The organism is Bacteroides acidifaciens, from assembly GCF_903181435.1.
Lineage (GTDB): Bacteria > Bacteroidota > Bacteroidia > Bacteroidales > Bacteroidaceae > Bacteroides.
The window spans coordinates 174,671-195,027 of the sequence record NZ_CAEUHO010000005.1 but is presented as its reverse complement, the minus strand read 5'-3'; the positions used below and the strand labels follow the sequence as shown (position 1 = coordinate 195,027).

Here is a 20,357-nt window from a genome sequence, read left to right as displayed (position 1 = left end):
AAAACTAAAGGAAGGCGGCATCAACATTTCGTAATCTCTTGATGCCACCTTCCGAATATTTATTTTGTAAGTTTCACAACTTTGCATCCATGAGCAGGCACAACAGGATGAAGTTCGGAAGCAATGCCTTCGTCAATGTGACGCCATAGATCCCGCACATGATATTCTCCTTCAAAACCAATTTGTGACAAAACAAGATTAAAACTTTGCGGCTCATCATCACGATTGAAAAAACCTACAATATGGTCACCATTGCTCATAGTACCATACCATATATTACTACCGACACTGTTGACTGTGCAATCCAAAGGTTGACCGCGAAAACGGTCCTTGTTAAGTGCCAACATCTCTTCATTAGTATAAAAATGCAGATTGTCACCGATAGTCGATGGTTGATCGCTCACAGCAATAGGTCCGCCGGCAAGCAACTGAATTGAGATGGTAGATTCCTTCTCGGCATCAGTAGCATAGGTGTTAAGGCGCGTAAAATCGCCATCAGGAATAAGTTTGCTGCGGCTCATGGCACGATGCCAGTATGTAAATCCGTCAAATTGATTTTTACAATGAGGCCAATTATCCCAAACACTACCTTGCCAACAAGACGATGTAAAATACCACCCACCAGTATAAGTGTCGTCGACCACTCGCGCCATGTGTCCATAACGACCTTCAAGCTCGGCATCATTATACATATTCGGCATTACCAATGATAGAAAGATATTGTATTTTTTTGCAGCCTCAGCACAATAAGCCAAAAACCAAGCATAATTGACACGTCCAAAACCTGGACCGTAGAATATACGGTCAGTACGTGACCATCCCTCTTCATACAGACTTAAAAAATCCATGCGAATCATGTCCACTCCCAAATCATGATAGTATTTGAAAAAGCCATCAATCCACTCTTTACCACCAGGATGAGTGATAACCGCCAAAGGTTCGTCCGACGGACCGGGCTTATCGGGTTTAGTAGTTTCCGCATAGTCAGTCTCCGGATTATATCGCAGTGTACCGACGGGAATATCAGTACCTGGAATCAATATGTTGTCATCACAATGTATCCACATGGGATTGTCGTATATTCCCACACGCAACCCTCTATCATGAGCCTCCTTTACCAAATCTTTAAAAGCGACCGAGGTCTGATGTGTCATATAAGGGGAACCGTCAAGCGCTCTGAAAGAGCCCGAACCATCGGTGCACACCATGTCGTAGCCATAAGGCAACAGCTCTTCTTTCACCCAATCAAGCACCTCAATCCATTGGTCGAGCGTGAAAACGCAATCATCATGCTCTTTGCCTGCCCATTCCGACATTTTCATAAACTCATAGGTAGACCAATACAACGGCGCCTTATGAGTATGGATATCTCCCACATCCGGCAACCCCGGTGGAAGCGGAGTATAGCGCGCACGCGTCGGTGGCTTCATGTCATAGTAGTTGTTATCACTGCAACCATATAATGTTGTCAACATGGATATTAGCGCTGAACATGCTATAATATATTTATTTATCTTTTTCATTATCTCGTCCGTATAAAATGTTTATTTCACTATAAATGAGAATCAGTTCCTGCTATCACTTTCCCACACTGCACTGAATGTGCGTTTGGCAAGGTCAACGGTAAGTGTATAGATTCCCTCGTCATTCACGCTCCAATTGTTGTAACTTCCATAAGGATAATTGAAATTTTGGTCAATTACCGGGTCTTTGCCGATAGGCGATGCATCAACAAGCGGATGGAGAAGATGATCCCAATCGTTTTCGGACAAGCTAAGCTGCATCCATCCCCAAGTTAACCATCCGCGCCAAGTGAAGACACTGCTATTTTCCGAGGAGCGACTCATTGCCGCTTTCGATCCTAACTCTTTTACCGGATCACCTAAAATATACACACCTTCCGTTTCAATCGGCGGTTCGGCACATTCCACCTCCAGCGCAGCGCTGAACGTACGTTTAGACAAATCGACAGTCAGCGTATAAACGCCTTGAGTCTCTACATTCCAATCATTATATTCTCCACTGGGGTAATTGAATTTTTGGTCAGCCACCGGTTCTTTGCCGATAGGCGATTTGTCGACAAGCGGGTGAAGAAGATGATCCCAGTCGTTTTCTGCCAAGCTGAGCTGCATCCATCCCCAATCTAACCATCCGCGCCAAGTGAAAATGTTTTTATTTTCCAGAGAGCGTATCATTGAAGTTTTACTTCCAAGATATTCCACCGGACTTCCGAAGATGTACATGCCTTCCGTTTCAATCTCTTCGGGACGTTCATCGCACTCCTCCTCCAGCACAGCGCTAAATGTGCGTTTAGACAAATCAATGGTTAATGTATAGATACCTTGAGTCTCTACGTTCCAATCATTATATTCTCCATAAGGATAATTGAAGTTCTGGTCAATTATGGGTTCTTTGCCGACAGGCGATTTGTCGACAAGCGGGTGAAGAAGATGATCCCAATCGTTTTCTGCCAAGCTGAGTTGCATCCATCCCCAACCTAACCATCCGCGCCAGGTAAATATGTTTTCATTTTCCTCTGAACGTATCATTGGGGCCTTATGGTCAAGATACTTCACCGGATCGCCAAAAATATACACGCCATCCGCCTGAATAGGTTTGTTCTCTATCTCATAATTGAATACGGTACTGATAGTCCAATCATGTAAATTGAGAGTAATGGTATAGTTTCCGTTATTAGTCACATTCCAGTTCGTATCGGGATTACCGTTGCGATATACAAACCTGCCGTTCTCAATCGGCTCCTTACCGATAGGTTCGTTGTCGGAGAAAGGACGTATCATAGGGGCTTCCCAATTGGTAGTCGAAATAGCAAACCGCAACGAACCGGTATAAAGATCGCCTGTCCAGCTGAAAACGTAAGAATCGTTGTCCGAACGTTCCATAGGTTCAGCACCCGACAAATTCCATTCGGTCGGACTTGCCGTTCCCAACAGGTACACATTAGAAGTCTCGATAGGCGTCACCTCCGAGCCTATCTCACCCTCATATACACTGCTATAAGTGCGTGCTCGCAGATTGAAACGGAGCGTATAAATGCCAGGTTTGACCACCAGCCATTTTTCATCATCACCACCCTGACGAGCCGGCTGGAAGGGTTTGTCGACAATCGGTGTTTCACCAATCTCTTCTAAAAATGTCATGGAGTGAAACATGGGCTGTTCCCAAGTTCCGGTTTTCACACAAAGTTTAAATTCTCCTTCAATAAGAGGACCAGCATATATCCAGATATAGGGATCGTCGTCTGACTTTGTCAGCGGTGTAGGGTGATCAATATCCCAGTTGTCGGGACTGGCAGATCCTACCATATACAGTTTTTGAAGTTTTGTAGGAATGTCATTACCCAAATTGACAAGTTCTTTTTCATCGTGGCAACCGACGGTGCAGCACAGACACACCAGTAAGAATGCCGTAAGTATGTTATTGAGTTTTATTTTCATATTCTGAACGATTTTAATAACCGGGATTCTGAACCAGTTTAGAATTAGTATCAAGTGTCTGCCGTATCAGCGGAAAAATTTGGCAATGATTGTCCGCATCGGGTATTTTGTCCCACCAGCGACCAGTTGAGAACTTGCCGAAACGTATCAGGTCAATGCGACGACGACCTTCGGCAAAAAACTCACGTCCCCATTCATCAAGCATCTCGTTCATGTTAAGCTGCACTTTACCCTCGGGAGCATAAAGTACCTCTTTGAGCTGTTCACTTGGATAGTTGCGGCGACGTACGCTATTGAGCAGTTCGGCTGCATCATCAACGGCACCGCGACGCAGTTTGCACTCGGCCAAGGAGTAGATCACTTCGGGCAAACGTATTTCGGCATAGTCACTCTCAAGCTGATGCGGATCATCATCGGCATAGAAAGGATATTTCACAAAATGATATCCTGAGTTGTGGTCACCGCTTGAAAGCGTACTTTCCTTATTTCTTGGCCAACTGTCAGGTGCAAGGTCGTGGAAAACACCCACGGCATCGCGTATATACAATTTGTATGGCTTTTCAGGAGCAATCATCTGATGCATTTTGCCATCATCCCCTTTGTACTCGATGTAGCCATATAAGAACATACCTTCACGACGTCCGTTTCCTAAGTTACGATACATTTTCATGCGTTCGTCGCCCGGATACTTACGGAATTTCTCTACAGGCATACCCAATTCATAATCATAGAGCTTGCCGTTCAGGTCATAGCTCGGCGAAGCTGCAAAGTGGCAGTTGTGGGCACCTTTCTTACATTTACGGTCGCCAAAATAGACCTCCGAATTCGCAGGCACGGTATTCCAAAAAGTATTATTTTCATAATGCCATGAGGTATAGCCTGCCGCTGCGGGGAAACCGAAAATCATTTCATCACATTGATCGTTGTCCCAATCGAAAGCTGCATCCCAACGGTCGGCTATTTCATAAGCGCCATATTTTCCGTCAACTAAATCCTGGGCATATCGCTCGCAGTCGCTATAACGGTCTTCGCCAATATATACTTTGGCATTAAGATACAGACGCACCAGTAAGGAGACAACAGCACCACGCGTCCACTGACCGGCACTGACTGACGGTCCCTTCTCATATACCAAGTCAATACACTCCTTCAGTTCATCTTCAATCAGTTTAAAAATCTTCGAAGGCTCCACCTGGGTCTCAGTATTTTTCGACTGGTCGTTAAAACTTACAACGTAGGGCACATTGCGAAAAGCATCGAGCAGGCGTATATAGAACCATGCACGCAATACACGACACTGGGCTGTAAGATTATCAAAGTCCGCTTGTGTGAAACCAAATTTTGCCGGATTGAGTTGTGCGAGTTCTTCAATCACAAAGTTACATTGACCGATACCTTGAAAACATCCCGACCATTCATATATGATTGAATCATCGGCACCGCGAGCATCGGTCCACTGATGGTAATGATACAAACGCCACACACCTCCATCGTCCCACCATCCGTCACGCACGGGTGTAATAATCTGATCGGCACTAAGTTCGTTAAGCACATGACGGCTGCTGATACTCCAGAAAGCATGCTCAAAAGGACGATAGGCAGCACGCAACACATCGTCTCGGGTATTGTAATAATTATTAGAACCGATGGAACTGTAAAGTGTCTCATCCAGATTATTGCATCCGGCGAGAACGCTTCCAATAAACACAACTGCTAATATATAGTTTATTAATTTCATATTTTCTCGGGTACTTATTTATTAAGATAGAGAGTTAAAAATCAACTTGCATTCCCAGAATGAATTGTCTGGAAGATGGATAATATCCCCGGCTGCCGATAGCCCCTGGTGTAAGGCCATTTACATTGTAGGTCGACGGATCGACACCGGAAAACCCAGTGAGTGTGAACACATTGTTCATCGAACCGTAGATGCGCAGGCCATCCATGAAGCGCCAATGAGGTGTTTTAAGCGTATAGCCCAAAGTGAGCTGTTCGAGCTTGAAGTAGTCGCCACGCTCCAAAAAATAATCGGTAGCGGCATGAGGTGACGTGGGATTGATGTCAAAATTCTTTCCATACGCCTTTTTAAGTAGATTGCCATTGAATTTACGAGTTCCATAATAGAAATCATGGATATTGAACAAGTCAAATCCGAATGCTCCCCGGAAGAAAAGCGACAAGTCAAAGTTGCGATAGCGAAAAGTGTGAGTAGTAGACAAATTGAACTTCGGCAGACCGTTACCTACAATAGCCCGGTCGTTTTCATCGGCAAGACCGAGTTCAATGATGTCGCCTTCCTTATCATAAACCATCCATTCACCTTTTTCGTTGATACCGGCATAACGCAACATATAAAAGTTGCCAACCGGCTGTCCCACCTCTATGCGTTGAAGCGTATAGCCGGCATAAGGAGCTTCCGTCCAACATTCATAGTAATAGTCCTGCCCCACATACTGTGAATTGGAAAAGTTGATGAACTTATTTTTTATAGTCGAGCCTACGACATTAAAATTATACGTAAAATTACGTGTCTGCACAGGAATGAAACTAAGTTCGAACTCGAATCCTTGATTCGACATACTCCCCACATTGACCACAGTTGTCTCGTGAAGATAAGGTGGGATAGACACGGTATATGTACCTAAAAGGTCGTTGGAACGGCGATTGAAATAGTTGAAAGAACCGGCAATGCGTCCCTTAAACATTGAGAAGTCAACGCCGATGTTCCAGTTTTTAGCTTTTTCCCAATGTAAATCAGGGTTGACATTACTCTCCGAACCCCACACCTGCATAAACTTACCGTTAATGAAATAATCGCCCCAGCCCTTCATTGCAGGTATCGACTGGTAGCTGTCAAAATCCTGATTACCGGTCTCACCATAATCACCACGTATCTTCAAATCGTCGAGCCATCCTTGGGTAGATTCCATAAACTTCTCCTGACTTACACGCCAGCCTGCCGACACAGCCGGGAAGTTACCCCATTTATGATTGGAACCAAACTTAGACGAACCCTCATGACGTATGGATGCCGTGACGAGATAGCGACCGTCCCAATCGTAGCTTACCCGACCGAAATATGCTATAAGTTTGCTATCTTTGCGATAACTGTCCATACCCAGCACACCTTCGTCTTTGGCATAATCGCCCGACCCGAGATTGTCCGATCCGAGACCATCATTAGGAAAGTTGCGGTTCTCGGCCGAATGCCCGGACTGGTGAGAATAGGTATAACTGTAACCGCCCATCAGTTTTACATTGTGTTGTCCGAATTTTGCAGAAAGATTAGTGATCCATTCTGTCATATACTGCCTATCTGTATCGGACACACGCTTGGCGCTTCCATCAAATCCGCTATTGATAGCCGTAGTACTTGTTGAGGGAATGAACTCGGAATTATCATACACATACTGCCGGTCGGCAAATGTAATCTGCGTGTTGAGCATCACAGGACACTCTTTCGACTTGGCCAAAAGCGGTAACAAGTTGAGGCGTGCTGTTGCATCCCAATCGAGCAACTTAGTGTCACAATGCTTTTTCTCAAGTTCCTGACGTTCTACAGGGTTGTATGTAGCCGTCTGTCCTATAAAGTTATAATATCTCGTAGGATTACGCAGATCCATCAGTGGTGTGGTAGGATTCACTTCAATAGCATTGGAGAAAACACCCCAATCGGCAAGATCGGAATAGATGATGCGCGGGGCCAAATTGGCTGTGAAATTGAACAGCCCACCTTTGGTGGTATGATTGATAGAAGCACGTCCACCATATTCCTCGCGCATAGAACGTCTGTCGATGCCGGAAGCATCGCGATAATCAACGCTTACCCGATAATTGGTACGTTCATTGCCTCCCGAAAGGCTAAGCGTATGCTTATGGGCGAAGCCCGTTTGGCTCACCCCATCAAGCCAATCGTAATTTCCGCCCAAATCATTTCCGAGGTCTCCCCAAGCAAGACGTATCCTGCGGTAATCATCGGCATCCATCATGTCGAGTTCGTTCTTCATCTTATCCCACGACAATGTAGTGGTATATGTGGTATGCACAGCACCGTCCTTGCTCCCCTTCTTCGTTGTAATCAGGATAACACCATTGGCTCCGCGTGTACCGTAGATGGCTGAAGCTGCACCGTCTTTAAGCACATCAAACGACGCAATATCATTAGGGTTCACATTGTTCATGCTACCTCCCGGCACACCGTCGATAACGATTAGTGGTCCCAGACCCGCTTGACGCGACGCCACACCACGAACCTGAATGTTAGAACTTGCGTTGGGGTCGGCAGCACTGACATTGACAATGGAGACACCCGACACCTTGCCTTGAATAAGGCGTGCCGGATCTGATGAACTAATATTAAGAAAGTCTTTTTCGCTGACATGGCTGATAGCCGAAGTCAGTTCTTTCTTGTCCATAGTGCCATAACCGATTACCACCACTTCATTAAGGAGCTTGACATCTTCAGTCATGATGATATCCAAATTCTTACTCTCAACAGCCTTTTGAGTCACAGTAGCATATCCTATATAAGAAAATGACAACTGCGCACCCTGTGTGACATTCATAGAATAGCCACCATCAATATCGGTGATGACTCCTGTAGCTCCGGATTTGACAGACACCCCAATAAGAGGCTCTCCAGCACTGTCAGTGACCCTGCCTCTTATAGTAATTGTTTGCGCACTTGGTTCCTTCTTGTTTTCATCAGTCACTTTCGAGACAGTACCTGACAAAATGATGTGACGTCCCTCAATTTTGTACGTTAAGTTTCGTTCAGGCAAGATACGCTGAAGCACGGATGACAATGGCTTATTGGCTACCTTAATAGTAACCAAGGCTACCCCGGCAACCAATTCATTGCTATAGAAAAATTTATAATTCGTCTGACGCTCAAGTTCTGACAAGACCTGAGCCAAGGGCTGTTTGTTGACGTTGATGCTTATTTTAGCATCTTGTGCTGACACCGCAAATACCCATACCATTCCAAACAACAAGAATAACCAACGGGGAAGCACTACATTTAAATGACTTCGTCTTTTCATGTATTAAAAGGTTCTTAGTAAATTGAATTAATAAAAAATTAAATAGTTGATTTCGCGAATTCATATAAAAGACAAAATTAAAGCGACAACCCACAGTTCAAACACATTTTTTCTTTAAAATAAAATTTTTAAGAGCCTGTAATGCTTTTCAAGAATAGAGCAATGTAAATATTGAGAAACGCATATCAATCTAACATTCAGTCTATTATCGAAAAATTAATTATTTTATTCACGCACACTTTCAAAATCACTTGGTCAATAAACTCAATTGCCATATCTTTGCGTCGTGATCACAAAATAAGAACTAGAATTACTAACGATTAAAACTATTAAAGATTATGGCACTGAAATATGTAGTCAAGAAAACAACCTTTGGCTTTGACGAGAATAAAGCCGAAAAATATGTAGCACGTCCATTTAATGTGGTTACTGTGGATTTTAAAATGTTATGCGACCAGGTAACCAAAGTCGGGTTCGTTCCCCGCGGTACAGTAAAGTCTGTACTCGACGGATTGATTGATTCATTGAAAACATACATGGAAATCGGAGCATCCGTCAGTCTTGGAGATTTCGGGACTTTCCGTCCTTCCTTTGGATGTAAAAGCCAAAATGATGCAAAAGGGGTAACTACGGAAACATTGAAAAACCGTAAAATCATTTTCACTCCGGGCAGTCTATTGAAAGGGATGATAAAAACTGTCAGTATTCAAAAACTGGAGTTGCCGGATACTGAGACTTCTACCCCGCCTAGTGGCGGCGGAAATGAAGGTGAGGGTGAGAATGGCGGTGAAACGCCAGACCCGGCAGCATAAACATTCTCTTGTTTATTAATATTTAAAAGAATCCGGTTTGGGAGTACTCAAGCCGGATTTTTTAATATACCTAATATTTGCTTATTTCACAGAAATTCCCGAATATTGCAGCATAAATACTAATCGAAAGGGCTTCATGAAAAGAGTCGACTCCGTTATTTCCCTGGTATACTCACTATCGAAATCAGAAAAGAAGCACTTCTCCTTACAGATCGTCAAAGACAAGGAAGAGAAGGACTATCTTGTGATTTACGACATTATCACGAAGAGCAAACAGCCTGACGGAAATGCGGTGAAAGAAGAGTTTTATAAGCGCAGGCCGAAAGGTTCTTTTGAAGTGTCCATCCAATACTTATATGAGAAACTGGTAGATACATTACTCACATTAAGAAAGAAGAAAGACATCTACTATGACTTGCTGAACGATTTATGCAAAGCCCGTATGCTATACGAGCGTTCCCTGTTCGAAGAATGTTTCGAGATACTGTCCAACACGATAGAACAGGCACAGTTCTATGAAAACAACGAGATTCTGATGATTGCACAGAAACAGGAATTGGAATATTTGCTACGGCTGAACTTCCCCAACATGACAGAGCAGGAACTTTTTCACAAACATTTTATCCAAAATGAATCGTTAAAGAAAATTCGAAAAATAACGGAGCAATCTTCTCTGCATAATTTATTAAAATACCGTCTCTCTCATATCGGAGCCATACGGACTGCAAAGCAAAAACAGGATATGAACGACCTTATGGTCAACGAGCTTTATATAGCCGCTTCTTCAGACGCGGAAGGGAATTTTGAATTGACACGAAATCATAAACTTTTTCAGGCAAACTATCTAATGGGAGCAGGAGATTACAGAGCTGCCCTCAACTCATACAAAGAACTGAATTCTCTATTTGAGCAGAACCAACAATTCTGGTCGAATCCACCTATTTATTATTTGTCAGTGCTCGAAGGGGTACTCGGCAGTTTACGTTCAGTGGGCAACTACAACGAAATGCCGTATTTCCTGGAGAAATTAAAGAAACTAATCGCAGAGGACTCTTCACTGGAGTTTAAAGTGAACGCCACCTGCCTGCTTTTCCAATACGAGCTGTTCCCGTATTTGGACAAAGGTGATTTTTCCAGTTGCACGGAGCTCATGAATCATTATCAGGAGTTACTATACGACAAAGAAGCATGGTTAAGTCCTATACGCAAAAGCGAGCTATTACTCTACACGACTCTTATACACATCGGCAATCAGAACTACAAGGCAGCGAAGAAATATATAAGCAATGCCATTATAGACCATAATATCAAATACTTGCCGCTAATGAGAACGATTCGTCTGGTTCGTCTCATTGCTTACTATGAAACACAAGAATTTGAACTGATAAAGCACGAATCACGCTCCATTACCCGCAGTTTGTCTTCTCCCAAAGAGCAGACGTTCAAGACAGAGCACACGGTTTTATGGTTCTTAAACAAAAGCAATCTGCCTATTCTACGAAAAGACCGGGAAGCTTTCTGGGAAAAGCTATATCCGGAAATTCATGAATTGTACAATGACAAATACGAAAACCAGTTATTACGCATTTTTGATTTTACTGCATGGATAGAATCAAAAATACGGAAAGAAAAGCTGTCTGAAGTTCTCAGACAACACACAAATGCTAAAGAAATCTAAAAAGGCAAAGCTGATAATCTAAATTCACAGCGCAAAAACACTTCTCTAATTTCCCATTTATCCATTTGTAATTATACAAATCCACACGACATCACAATCCCAAAAGCACCTTTAAAACATAATATTCTATATTAAATATATAATTTGAAATTATATAAATGAATTATTAATGTAAAAAACGATGCGTTATTATTCTTTTTATTTGCATCATCTTAATTATTAATATTATGGAAACTATATCTAGCAATCGACCCAAAATCGTAGTTATCGGAAGCTGTAATACCGATATGGTTGTGAAAGCCAACAGGCTACCTGTCCCCGGAGAAACCATTCTAGGTGGAACTTTCTATATGAACCCTGGGGGCAAAGGAGCCAATCAGGCTATCGCAGCAGCACGATTAGGAGCGGAAGTAACTTTTATCTCCAAAATTGGTTATGATCTATTTGGACTGCAAGCTTTAGAAATATACAAATCTGAGAAAATCAATACTGAATTTATATTCACCGATCAGAAAAGTCCGTCAGGAGTAGCTCTTATTTCTGTCGATTCTTTCGGAGAAAACAGCATCATCGTAGCACCGGGGGCCAGCCGTTCGCTTTCGATAGAAGATATCAATAAAGCTGAAGAAAAAATCAAGGAAGCTGATATTATACTCATGCAACTTGAAGTTCCGATAGAAACAGTGGAGTATGCAGCTACTATTGCCAACCAATATGGCAAGAAAGTAATACTCAACCCTGCGCCTGCCTCTACCTTGAGCAACTCCTTTTTAAATAATGTACATACTATATTGCCTAATCGTATAGAAGCAGAAATGCTATCAGGAATAAAGGTAATGGATGTTGAAAGTGCGCACCGGGCAGCTAAAGCCATCGGAGAAAAAGGTATAGAAAATGTCGTCATTACTTTGGGAAAAGATGGAGCCTACGTGAAAGAAAAGGACGAATATACCATGGTTCCTGCCAAAGAAGTAGAGACTATCGACACAACCGGAGCAGGAGATGTATTCTGTGGAGCATTCAGTGTTTATTTATCCAAAGGACATTCGTTGGCCGAATCCGTGAAGTTTGCAAATGCAGCGGCAGCTATTGCCGTCACACGCATCGGTGCCCAGAGCGCCATCCCATACAAAAGAGAAGTCAACTTATAAAATAGAGAAAAGCCTAGGTTAATCACATAAATCTGATTCAAATGAAAGTAGTAGTTATTGGAAGTTCAAACATCGACATGGTTGCACAAGTCAGCCATCTCCCGGCACCCGGCGAAACAGTCGGAGATGCAAATTTCATGCAGTCCCTCGGAGGCAAAGGAGCGAACCAGGCTGTGGCAGCAGCCAGGCTTGGCGGCTCTGTGACATTTGTCACCTCTTTGGGGAATGACATGTACGCGGATATTTTAAAAAAACACTTTAAGAAAGAAGGTATCACCACCGATTACATTATTGATGATGTCAATCATCCCACAGGAACCGCACTTATTTTTGTGGCTGACAGTGGTGAAAACTGCATTGCAGTAGCTCCCGGAGCTAACTATTCTTTATTACCCGGTTCAATCACCCATTTCTCAGAAGTAATCGACGAAGCCGATATCATCGTTATGCAAGCTGAGATTCCTTACGAAACAATAAAAAAAATAGCTCTATCGGCAAAACAAAAAGGTAAAAAGATATTGTTCAATCCCGCACCCGCCTGCCTGATCGACGAGGAACTGATGAAAGCCATTGATATACTAGTCGTCAATGAGCTGGAAGCTTCATTCATCTCAGGAATTGAGTATAGAGATAATAATCTCGAGGAAATTGCTGAAACATTGCTGAAAGCGGGTACAAGCAATGTCGTAATCACACTGGGAAGCCAAGGCGTGTATATGAAAAATGCAAAAGCAACCATGCAACTTCCCGGTTGTAAAGTAAATGCGATCGACACGATCGCCGCAGGTGACACTTTTTGCGGTGCATTGGCGGTCGTTTGTGCAAAGAAAGAAATAGATCAGGAAGCACTCAACTTTGCCAACACTGCGGCAGCCATCGCAGTCACACGTTCGGGTGCACAGCCGTCTATTCCCACTCTCGATGAAGTGAAACACTTCATGCTTGAAAAAGAATTAGCCTTATCATTCAACTTTTAAATTTAATGAACCATGAAAACCTATTTGAAACAACTACTCATCCCTATCTTATCGGGCCTGATAGTATGCAACTTTTATAGCTGCGATAGCGACGACGAACACACCGCTACCCCTATAGCTCCCATTCTAAAGGAAATAAAATTTCCTTCGGAAAATGACATCATCCCCGGTCAGGTGGCGCAAATCAACGGACTCGGTTTTGCAAAAGAAGATATAGTCTATTTAAGCAACGCTACCAACCAGAAAGAAAAGGTAGAAGTCACAGAAATCACAGATAGCTACTTAAAATTTATTGTTCCGGTGGAAGCAGGTGGCGACTATAGCATAACAATTGAAAGAGCCGGTAAACAAACCGTTTTAAACGGAACTTTGAAAGTACCGTTCATTGTTCCAATTACTGATGTTATTCTTCCTTCCGGCAATGTACAACCCAAGAGCAAAGTTGAAATTCAAGGAAAAGGATTTGAAGCAGGAGACGTTGCCGTATTATATGCTTCCTTCTACCCGACAGGCGTCGAATATAATTTACCATTAACTCTTAATGAAGAAGGAGTAGAATTTACACTTCCTGAAGGGTTATACGGAGTAAACTCTATCATGATTGTCAGAGGAGAACGGAAAAGTAATCTTGGAACTATCACTATCGAGACGAATGTTGGCGATAAGCTCGGAGGAGGTGTTGTATTCTGGGTGAATACTGCAAAGGCACACGGATATATCGTAAACATGAGTAACATCGGTACGGGAACAGAGCAATTCGGTCCGGAAGTAAATCCGTCGGATGCGGCCGGAACGAGTCAAAGTATGGGAAGCGGCTATACAAACACTCAAAATATAGTCAAGAAGTTTAATGCATTGCAGAGTGCGAACAACTGGCCCGAGTGGCAAGGAGTCAAAATTGCCGCCCAACTTTGTCTGGACAATAGTGTCACTGAAGGAAATGCCGTATATGCCGACTGGTTCCTCCCTTCCAGAGAAGAACTGATTGAAGTATTCAAGGTTAAAAGTTTATTAGCTGAGAAAGGAGTCAATATTCCGGCAAACAATTACTGGACTTCAAGCGAAGGCGACGGGGAAACCGGCTGGTCTGCCTATTATGTGAATTTCTACGAAGAGACTAACATCGTTTCTGAAATCTGCTCAAAAAGCGGTTGGAAAATTGGTGTTCTTCCTATCCGGGCCTATTAACTAACAATCCTATAAAATAAGCGTCATGAAAAAACACATTATACTATTTATAGCCATCTTTTTTGTCAGTGTATTACATGCACAGACAATCAACATTAGAGGAACCGTTACCGACACGAGTAATGAAACATTGCCAGGTGTATCTATAACCATAAAAGGGACTCAAACAGGAACAGTAAGTGATGCAAACGGAAACTACAACATCAAAGCCAAAAGAGGAAATGTCCTGGAGTTTACTTTCGTGGGCATGGTAAAACAGTCTGTTACCATAGGAAAACAAAATATCATTAATATACAAATGGCAGCAGACGCCATTAACTTGGATGAAGTAGTGGCAATCGGTTATGGTATTGCTAAAAAGAGTGATTTGACGGGTGCTGTTGCCTCTATCAAATCTGAAAATCTTACGAACTCCAAAGTAGGAACAGTGACAACTGCCCTGCAAGGACTTGCCGCCGGTGTGCAAGTAACTACCGGCTCCGTAAAACCCGGTGGAGATGCTTCTGTCGTTATTCGTGGAGTAGGATCGCTCCGGGCCGGCAGCGAGCCGCTATATATCGTCGACGGTATTCCCGTACAAGGAGGTTTGCAGGATTTATCTTCCGGTGATATTGAATCCATCGAAATTCTAAAAGATGCTTCGTCTGCATCCATCTATGGTTCAAGGGGTTCTAATGGCGTAGTACTCGTAACTACCAAAAAGGGTACAAGCGGAAAAGCCAAAATCTCCCTGAATGCCTCTTTCGGTACGCAACGAATGTTGAACAAACAAGATTTGATGAACGCACAGCAATATTATGAATTAGTATCCATTGCCCAACCTAATTATAAATGGACATCAGAGGAACTACGTTTACTCAGCCGTGGCGAGTCGACCGACTGGCAGGACGCAGTTACCCAGAACGGCCAATATCAAAATTATAACTTCTCGATTTCCGGTGGAAAGAATGATATGCAACATTTCCTGGGAGTAGATTGGTATGACCAAAAAGGTACGGTCAAGAACTCGTCTTTTAATAAGCTGACTGTTCGATATAATATGGATGCCAAACTAAACAAGTGGTTAAGATATGGTGTACGTTTCAACGTCATCGAATCTAAACTCATGAATATCAATGAAGAAGCAGATTCGGGATACGGAACCATGTTCAGTGCTATTAGTTCACAACCAACAGCTCCTATTTATACCGAAGACGGAGAATATTTCGACGGTTTCCTCAACACGAAAGCAAATCCGGTAGCCATTGTCGACTTGCTTGACAAAGCCACACTCAAATCCAGATTCGTAGGTTCCGCCTACATTGAGATAGAACCGATAAAGAACTTGAAATTACGTTCCGACAACGGTGGAGAACTTGTCTTTTACAAAGTAAATACTTACGAGGACGGACGTATGGGACAGCATTATACGGCTGGCGGCCATGCCAATGTAATGTCGAATAAAAAAAGATACTGGCAAACAGAGAACACTGCCACTTATTCATTTGATATCAACAAAGAACATCAATTTTCTGCAATGGCTGGTTTCTCAGCTTCCAGAACAGATTATGAAGAAGTTACCGCCGACTCTAAAAAGTTGTCATCCATTCTCAAGTATTACAATTTGCAAGGAGCGGAAGAACATGGACCAAACTCTTCGTATGCAGTCCCCTCTTCCCTAGTGTCATTCTACGGGCGATTCAATTATAATTTCAGCAACCGCTATCTGGCAACATTGACCATGCGCGGCGACGGTTCTTCTCGTTTTGCCCCGGGACACAGGTGGGGATTCTTCCCCTCACTGGCGCTTGCATGGCGTGTCTCTGAAGAAAGTTTCATCAAAGAAAACGCTCCGGTCATCAGCAACCTGAAGTTAAGAATCAGCGCCGGCAAACTGGGTAACCAGAATATCGGAGATTTCGCCTATGCTCCGACAATCGCCCTCGGAAGCGCTTCAGCCAATTACGTTTTAGGCAATAATCTGGTAACCGGCTCTGTACAAACTTCCATCTCGAACCCGGAACTAACTTGGGAAAAAGCCAACCAATTAGACTTAGGGATTGACTTCGGATTATTCAACAACCGGATAGCCGGTACGATTGAAGCTTATTATAAACGTACGACCGACCTACTATGGGAAGTCCCCCTTCCACTGGAATCCGGTTTCGGCACTTCACTCACCAATATCGGCAAAATTGACAACAAAGGTATTGAATTTACACTAAACACAGTCAACATCAGCACCAAAGACTTCTTATGGACAACAGCCTTCATGATTTCTTATAATAACAATAAGATCAAAGAACTTTATGACGGCAAACAAGACGTCAATAAAACATTGTTTGTGGGACGTCCTATCGGACAATTCTACTTATTAAAATCCGAAGGTATCTGGCAAACGAACGAAGCTGTCGAAGCTGCCAAATACAATGCCCAACCCGGTGACCGCAAGATTCTGGATTCTAAGAAAGACTATGTAATCAACGGAGAAGACCGTGATTTCTGCGGTGTTTCCACTCCCAAATATTACGGTAGCTTTACCAATACATTCTCATATAAAGGTATTGATCTTACCGCATTCTTTACTTTTGCAGGAGGACATAAAATCAATAATTCACTGAACCGTTACCTCAACTCTTTCAATGTATGGGGAAACATGAGCGAAAACTATTACAAATATTATTGGAGACAGGACCGACCGAACAACAAATATCCTGCCCCACGAGTTGGCAGCGCTTATGCTAACGGAGACGGTACTGACGCCAATCTCCAAAAAGGTGATTACCTGCGCCTCCGTAACCTGGAAATTGGTTATAGCTTGCCGAAAAGTGTCATCAGAAATATCAAAGCCTCAAATATCAGGGTTTATTTCTCTGTACAGAACCTATTCACAGCTACGGAATTTACAGGATTTGACGTAGAGTCCAGCGACAATACCAATCCTTATCCGAACGCCCGTAGCTTTATCGGTGGTATTTCTCTTAACTTCTAAAAACAGAAACATTATGAAAAAATATTTATCAATATTAGCTCTCAGTTGCCTGACATTATGCAGTTGCGACAACTTTCTTGACTTGACACCCCAAAGTGTACTAACCCCGGAAAATGCTTATGAAAAACCGGAAGATTGGCAGCAAACTCTTTATGCCGCTTATGGCACGCTCCAAGAAGTCTTTGTCGGAAAATACACCATTACCCTTACTGAATTCGGAACAGATGAAGTAATTCCGTTTGATATGGGTTGGGCGGCTTACTCCCAATTGCATTACTATACTTTTTCCGCTTCACACGAATTCCTGGATAATCACTACCGGCTCTGCTACGAAGGCATCAAACGTTGCAATGCAGTTATTGATATGCCTTCGGATGCAGTCAGTGCGGATCTCCATAGTTCCATGATTATGCAAGCCCGTTTTTTAAGAGCGATCTACTATTTCGACCTTGTGAGAATGTATGGCGGAGTTCCTTTATGGACAAAATCATCCATTGATAGAAGTGAAATCATGAAACCGCGCGCCACGGCTGACGAAGTATATACACTGATTACCCAGGACATGGAAGCTGCTCTCGGGCTCCCTACCTCTTGGCCGAATGCCCAAGATAAAGGAAGAGCTACGTCCTATGCTGCCCAAGCTCTGCTGGCACGCATTTATCTTCAGTGGGGAAAACCGGACGAAGCATTAAAATACTGCAGGATGCTCGAAGGCAAATTCAAGCTGTATGATAATCTAAAGGATATATTTGATCCCAAAAACAAGAATCAAGAATATGAAAACATATTTGAAATCCAGTTCAAGCATTCCGGTTCGTGGGGACTGGAAGGAAGTATCCAGCATTCTTATTGGGGACCCCGTAATGTAGGCGGCCCGACCAACTTTGGCGGCTGGGGTGGATTTGGTCCGACACAATATCTATATGATTCTTATGATAACGCCGATAAACGTAAAAAGGCATTCTTCATCACAGAATATGCAGGAGTTACCCAGACACCGCCCTCTTCCGGTAAATTTTGGGATGCGGAAACTGGCAATGTGATTGAAGATGATAATTTGAATTTTACTATGATTCGCTATGCAGACGTACTCTTGATGAAAGCCGAAGCACTGAACAGTATAGACGACACAAGTAATGAAAAATATAATGCTCTGAATGAAGTACGAAATAGGGCAGGCCTAACTTCCATAACGGCAGCCGATAACCTGAATAAAGAACAGTTTGCTGAAGTCGTACTGGAAGAAAGATTGCATGAATTATGTTGTGAACACCTGCGCCGCTGGGATTTAATTCGCTTCGGCAAACTAAGTGAATACATGAAAGACCACGCTGGGGTCACTATTCAGCCCTATCATGTTTTATACCCAATTCCGCAAGCCGCCATCGATGCCAATGACGCTATCACAGAAAACAACGAAGGATATTAACATAAATCATTTAACACATGAAAAAAATTATTTTTATCACAGGACTACTGATGAGTATCTTCTTTTATTCATGCAAAGAAGAAGACCATGGCATACTTCCTCCTATCGAAGGAGGAGGAACTGTAGAAGTAAAAGACGGAAGAGTTACAATCAATCCGGCGGAATATCTTCACGCAATCCGGAATCCGATGAAAGGATTACGCGAATTCTTCGGTCCGGGATATGATAAAGTAAGAGATGAATATCCATATCCTTACGGTTCTATTATAAAAGAATATATGCAATGGAATATGCTGGAAGACAATGAGAGTGACGGTGTCGACAAGATTATTGCTTATAGTAACCACAGGTGGAAAGGAGTGGAAGATATAAATGTCAAGGTTATCCCACGTATTTACATCGTATGGATGGAGCCCTGGCATGGCGGATATGCCAAGAATACTTATACCAACAATCCCGACGATTTGAACGGTTGGCATTGGCCCAGCGACATTCCGGGAGAGATATATGATAAAGACGATCTTAACGCCCCTATTATTGGGGGCTATTGTCACCCTACCTTTCAGGAAAGAGTGAAGAAATTGGTAGAGAAAGCCGGACAAGCATGGGATAATGACCCTAGAGTAGCCTATGTAGAAATGGGAATTATCGGCGAGTTCGGGGAACATCACGACCCGGATATCACCACAGTATGGGCACCTCATGACCAACCGAATCATGTAGAGAACCGTACCTGGCTGCCAGGCATTGAAAAAGTATTGGGAGATGCCTTTACCGCTGCCTTCAAAAACAAGAAAGTAATGGTTCGCTATGCTTATGAATTCAAAGATTATGAATTCGGGATTTATTGGGACTCATGGGCTATTGATGAAGAAATAAAGCGCGGCTACGAAGAAATGAAGAAGTTAGGCGATCGCTGGAAAACCCAGCCCATAGGCGGAGAAATTACCTGGAACTGGGGAAGCCTCTACAAATTCAAATCTTTTGAAGAAGTAGTAGCAGATGCCCAAACGCAAGACCTCGTCATTCAGCAAATACGCGATCTGCATTGTAACCACTTGGGAGGTATCACTTGGGCTAATTTCAATGACCCGACTTTCGAACCCAATGCAGAATTACTACAAAAGACAATGGGTTACCGCTTTCTTTTGTCCAATTTCAACTATCCGACAAATATCAAACCGGATGAATCATTTAAAATATCATTTGATGTGATTAACACAGGTTCGTCTCCTTTTTATTATGACTGGCCGGTAGAAATTGCCTTACTAAACTCCCAGACTCAAGAAGTTGTATGGAGCAAAACATTGAAAACTCCTAAAATATCACAATGGATGCCGGGAGACAACTGGAATAATTCAGCAAAAGTCTATACTCAACCGGCTGCTACGAATCATATTGAGGAAGAACTGACTTTAGACAAGAAACTAGATACAGGAGATTATATCATCTCAATTTCCATATTAGACCCGTCCGGCATGCTTCCTTCATTAAGATTTGCCATTCAAAATTACTTTGAAGGAGGACGCCACCCTATGGGACATATCGGTGTCAATACGGAGCCCGTATATTTTGAAATCCCAACCGAAGATTTCGATGACATGAGGCAGGATAAGACTCTGAAATATAAAATCCAATAATAAGCAAACTT

The 20,357-nt window shown here is 42.9% G+C and carries 12 protein-coding genes; 8 read left to right on the top strand and 4 right to left on the bottom strand.

Annotated features, from left to right (window positions below; all coding sequences use genetic code 11):
- Window positions 1-59 precede the first annotated feature (59 nt).
- From CLIN57ABFB40_RS17840 to CLIN57ABFB40_RS17825, 4 genes are all read right to left on the bottom strand, one after another.
- Entirely contained in the window at window positions 60-1,475 is a 1,416-nt protein-coding gene (locus CLIN57ABFB40_RS17840) for an alpha-galactosidase (protein WP_136013600.1), read from the bottom strand.
- 90 nt (window positions 1,476-1,565) lie between these two features.
- Window positions 1,566-3,458: a SusF/SusE family outer membrane protein gene (locus tag CLIN57ABFB40_RS17835; protein ID WP_175631344.1), complete on the bottom strand. Its 1,893-nt coding sequence runs from the start codon at window positions 3,456-3,458 to the stop codon at window positions 1,566-1,568.
- Window positions 3,459-3,471: 13 nt separating this feature from the next.
- Window positions 3,472-5,196 (bottom strand): RagB/SusD family nutrient uptake outer membrane protein, encoded by a 1,725-nt coding sequence (locus CLIN57ABFB40_RS17830; RefSeq protein WP_136013598.1) that lies wholly within the window; start codon window positions 5,194-5,196, stop codon window positions 3,472-3,474.
- Between the two features lie 34 nt (window positions 5,197-5,230).
- Window positions 5,231-8,500 (bottom strand): SusC/RagA family TonB-linked outer membrane protein, encoded by a 3,270-nt coding sequence (locus CLIN57ABFB40_RS17825; protein ID WP_175631343.1) that lies wholly within the window; start codon window positions 8,498-8,500, stop codon window positions 5,231-5,233.
- Between the two features lie 338 nt (window positions 8,501-8,838).
- Here CLIN57ABFB40_RS17825 and CLIN57ABFB40_RS17820 point away from each other — a divergent pair, with 338 nt between their 5' ends.
- The 8 genes from CLIN57ABFB40_RS17820 (at window position 8,839) to CLIN57ABFB40_RS17785 (ending at window position 20,346) form a co-directional block, all read left to right on the top strand.
- Window positions 8,839-9,312: an HU family DNA-binding protein gene (locus CLIN57ABFB40_RS17820; protein ID WP_136013596.1), complete on the top strand. Its 474-nt coding sequence runs from the start codon at window positions 8,839-8,841 to the stop codon at window positions 9,310-9,312.
- A 136-nt stretch (window positions 9,313-9,448) separates the two neighbouring features.
- Window positions 9,449-10,990, top strand: coding sequence for a hypothetical protein (locus CLIN57ABFB40_RS17815; RefSeq protein ID WP_175631342.1), 1,542 nt, complete (start codon window positions 9,449-9,451; stop codon window positions 10,988-10,990).
- 227 nt (window positions 10,991-11,217) lie between these two features.
- A complete protein-coding gene (gene rbsK / locus CLIN57ABFB40_RS17810) occupies window positions 11,218-12,141 on the top strand; it encodes a ribokinase (RefSeq protein WP_167960000.1) in 924 nt (307 codons plus the stop codon).
- A gap of 41 nt (window positions 12,142-12,182) precedes the next feature.
- Window positions 12,183-13,118, top strand: a complete 936-nt coding sequence (rbsK, locus tag CLIN57ABFB40_RS17805) for a ribokinase (protein WP_175631341.1) — start codon at window positions 12,183-12,185, stop codon at window positions 13,116-13,118.
- Between the two features lie 12 nt (window positions 13,119-13,130).
- Window positions 13,131-14,306: a DUF1566 domain-containing protein gene (locus CLIN57ABFB40_RS17800; RefSeq protein WP_175631340.1), complete on the top strand. Its 1,176-nt coding sequence runs from the start codon at window positions 13,131-13,133 to the stop codon at window positions 14,304-14,306.
- A 25-nt stretch (window positions 14,307-14,331) separates the two neighbouring features.
- A complete protein-coding gene (locus CLIN57ABFB40_RS17795; RefSeq protein WP_175631339.1) occupies window positions 14,332-17,277 on the top strand; it encodes a SusC/RagA family TonB-linked outer membrane protein in 2,946 nt (981 codons plus the stop codon).
- A gap of 13 nt (window positions 17,278-17,290) precedes the next feature.
- Complete coding sequence (locus tag CLIN57ABFB40_RS17790) at window positions 17,291-18,706, top strand: RagB/SusD family nutrient uptake outer membrane protein (protein ID WP_175631338.1); 1,416 nt, start codon at window positions 17,291-17,293, stop codon at window positions 18,704-18,706.
- A 17-nt stretch (window positions 18,707-18,723) separates the two neighbouring features.
- Complete coding sequence (locus CLIN57ABFB40_RS17785) at window positions 18,724-20,346, top strand: DUF4832 domain-containing protein (RefSeq protein ID WP_175631337.1); 1,623 nt, start codon at window positions 18,724-18,726, stop codon at window positions 20,344-20,346.
- Window positions 20,347-20,357: the final 11 nt, after the last annotated feature.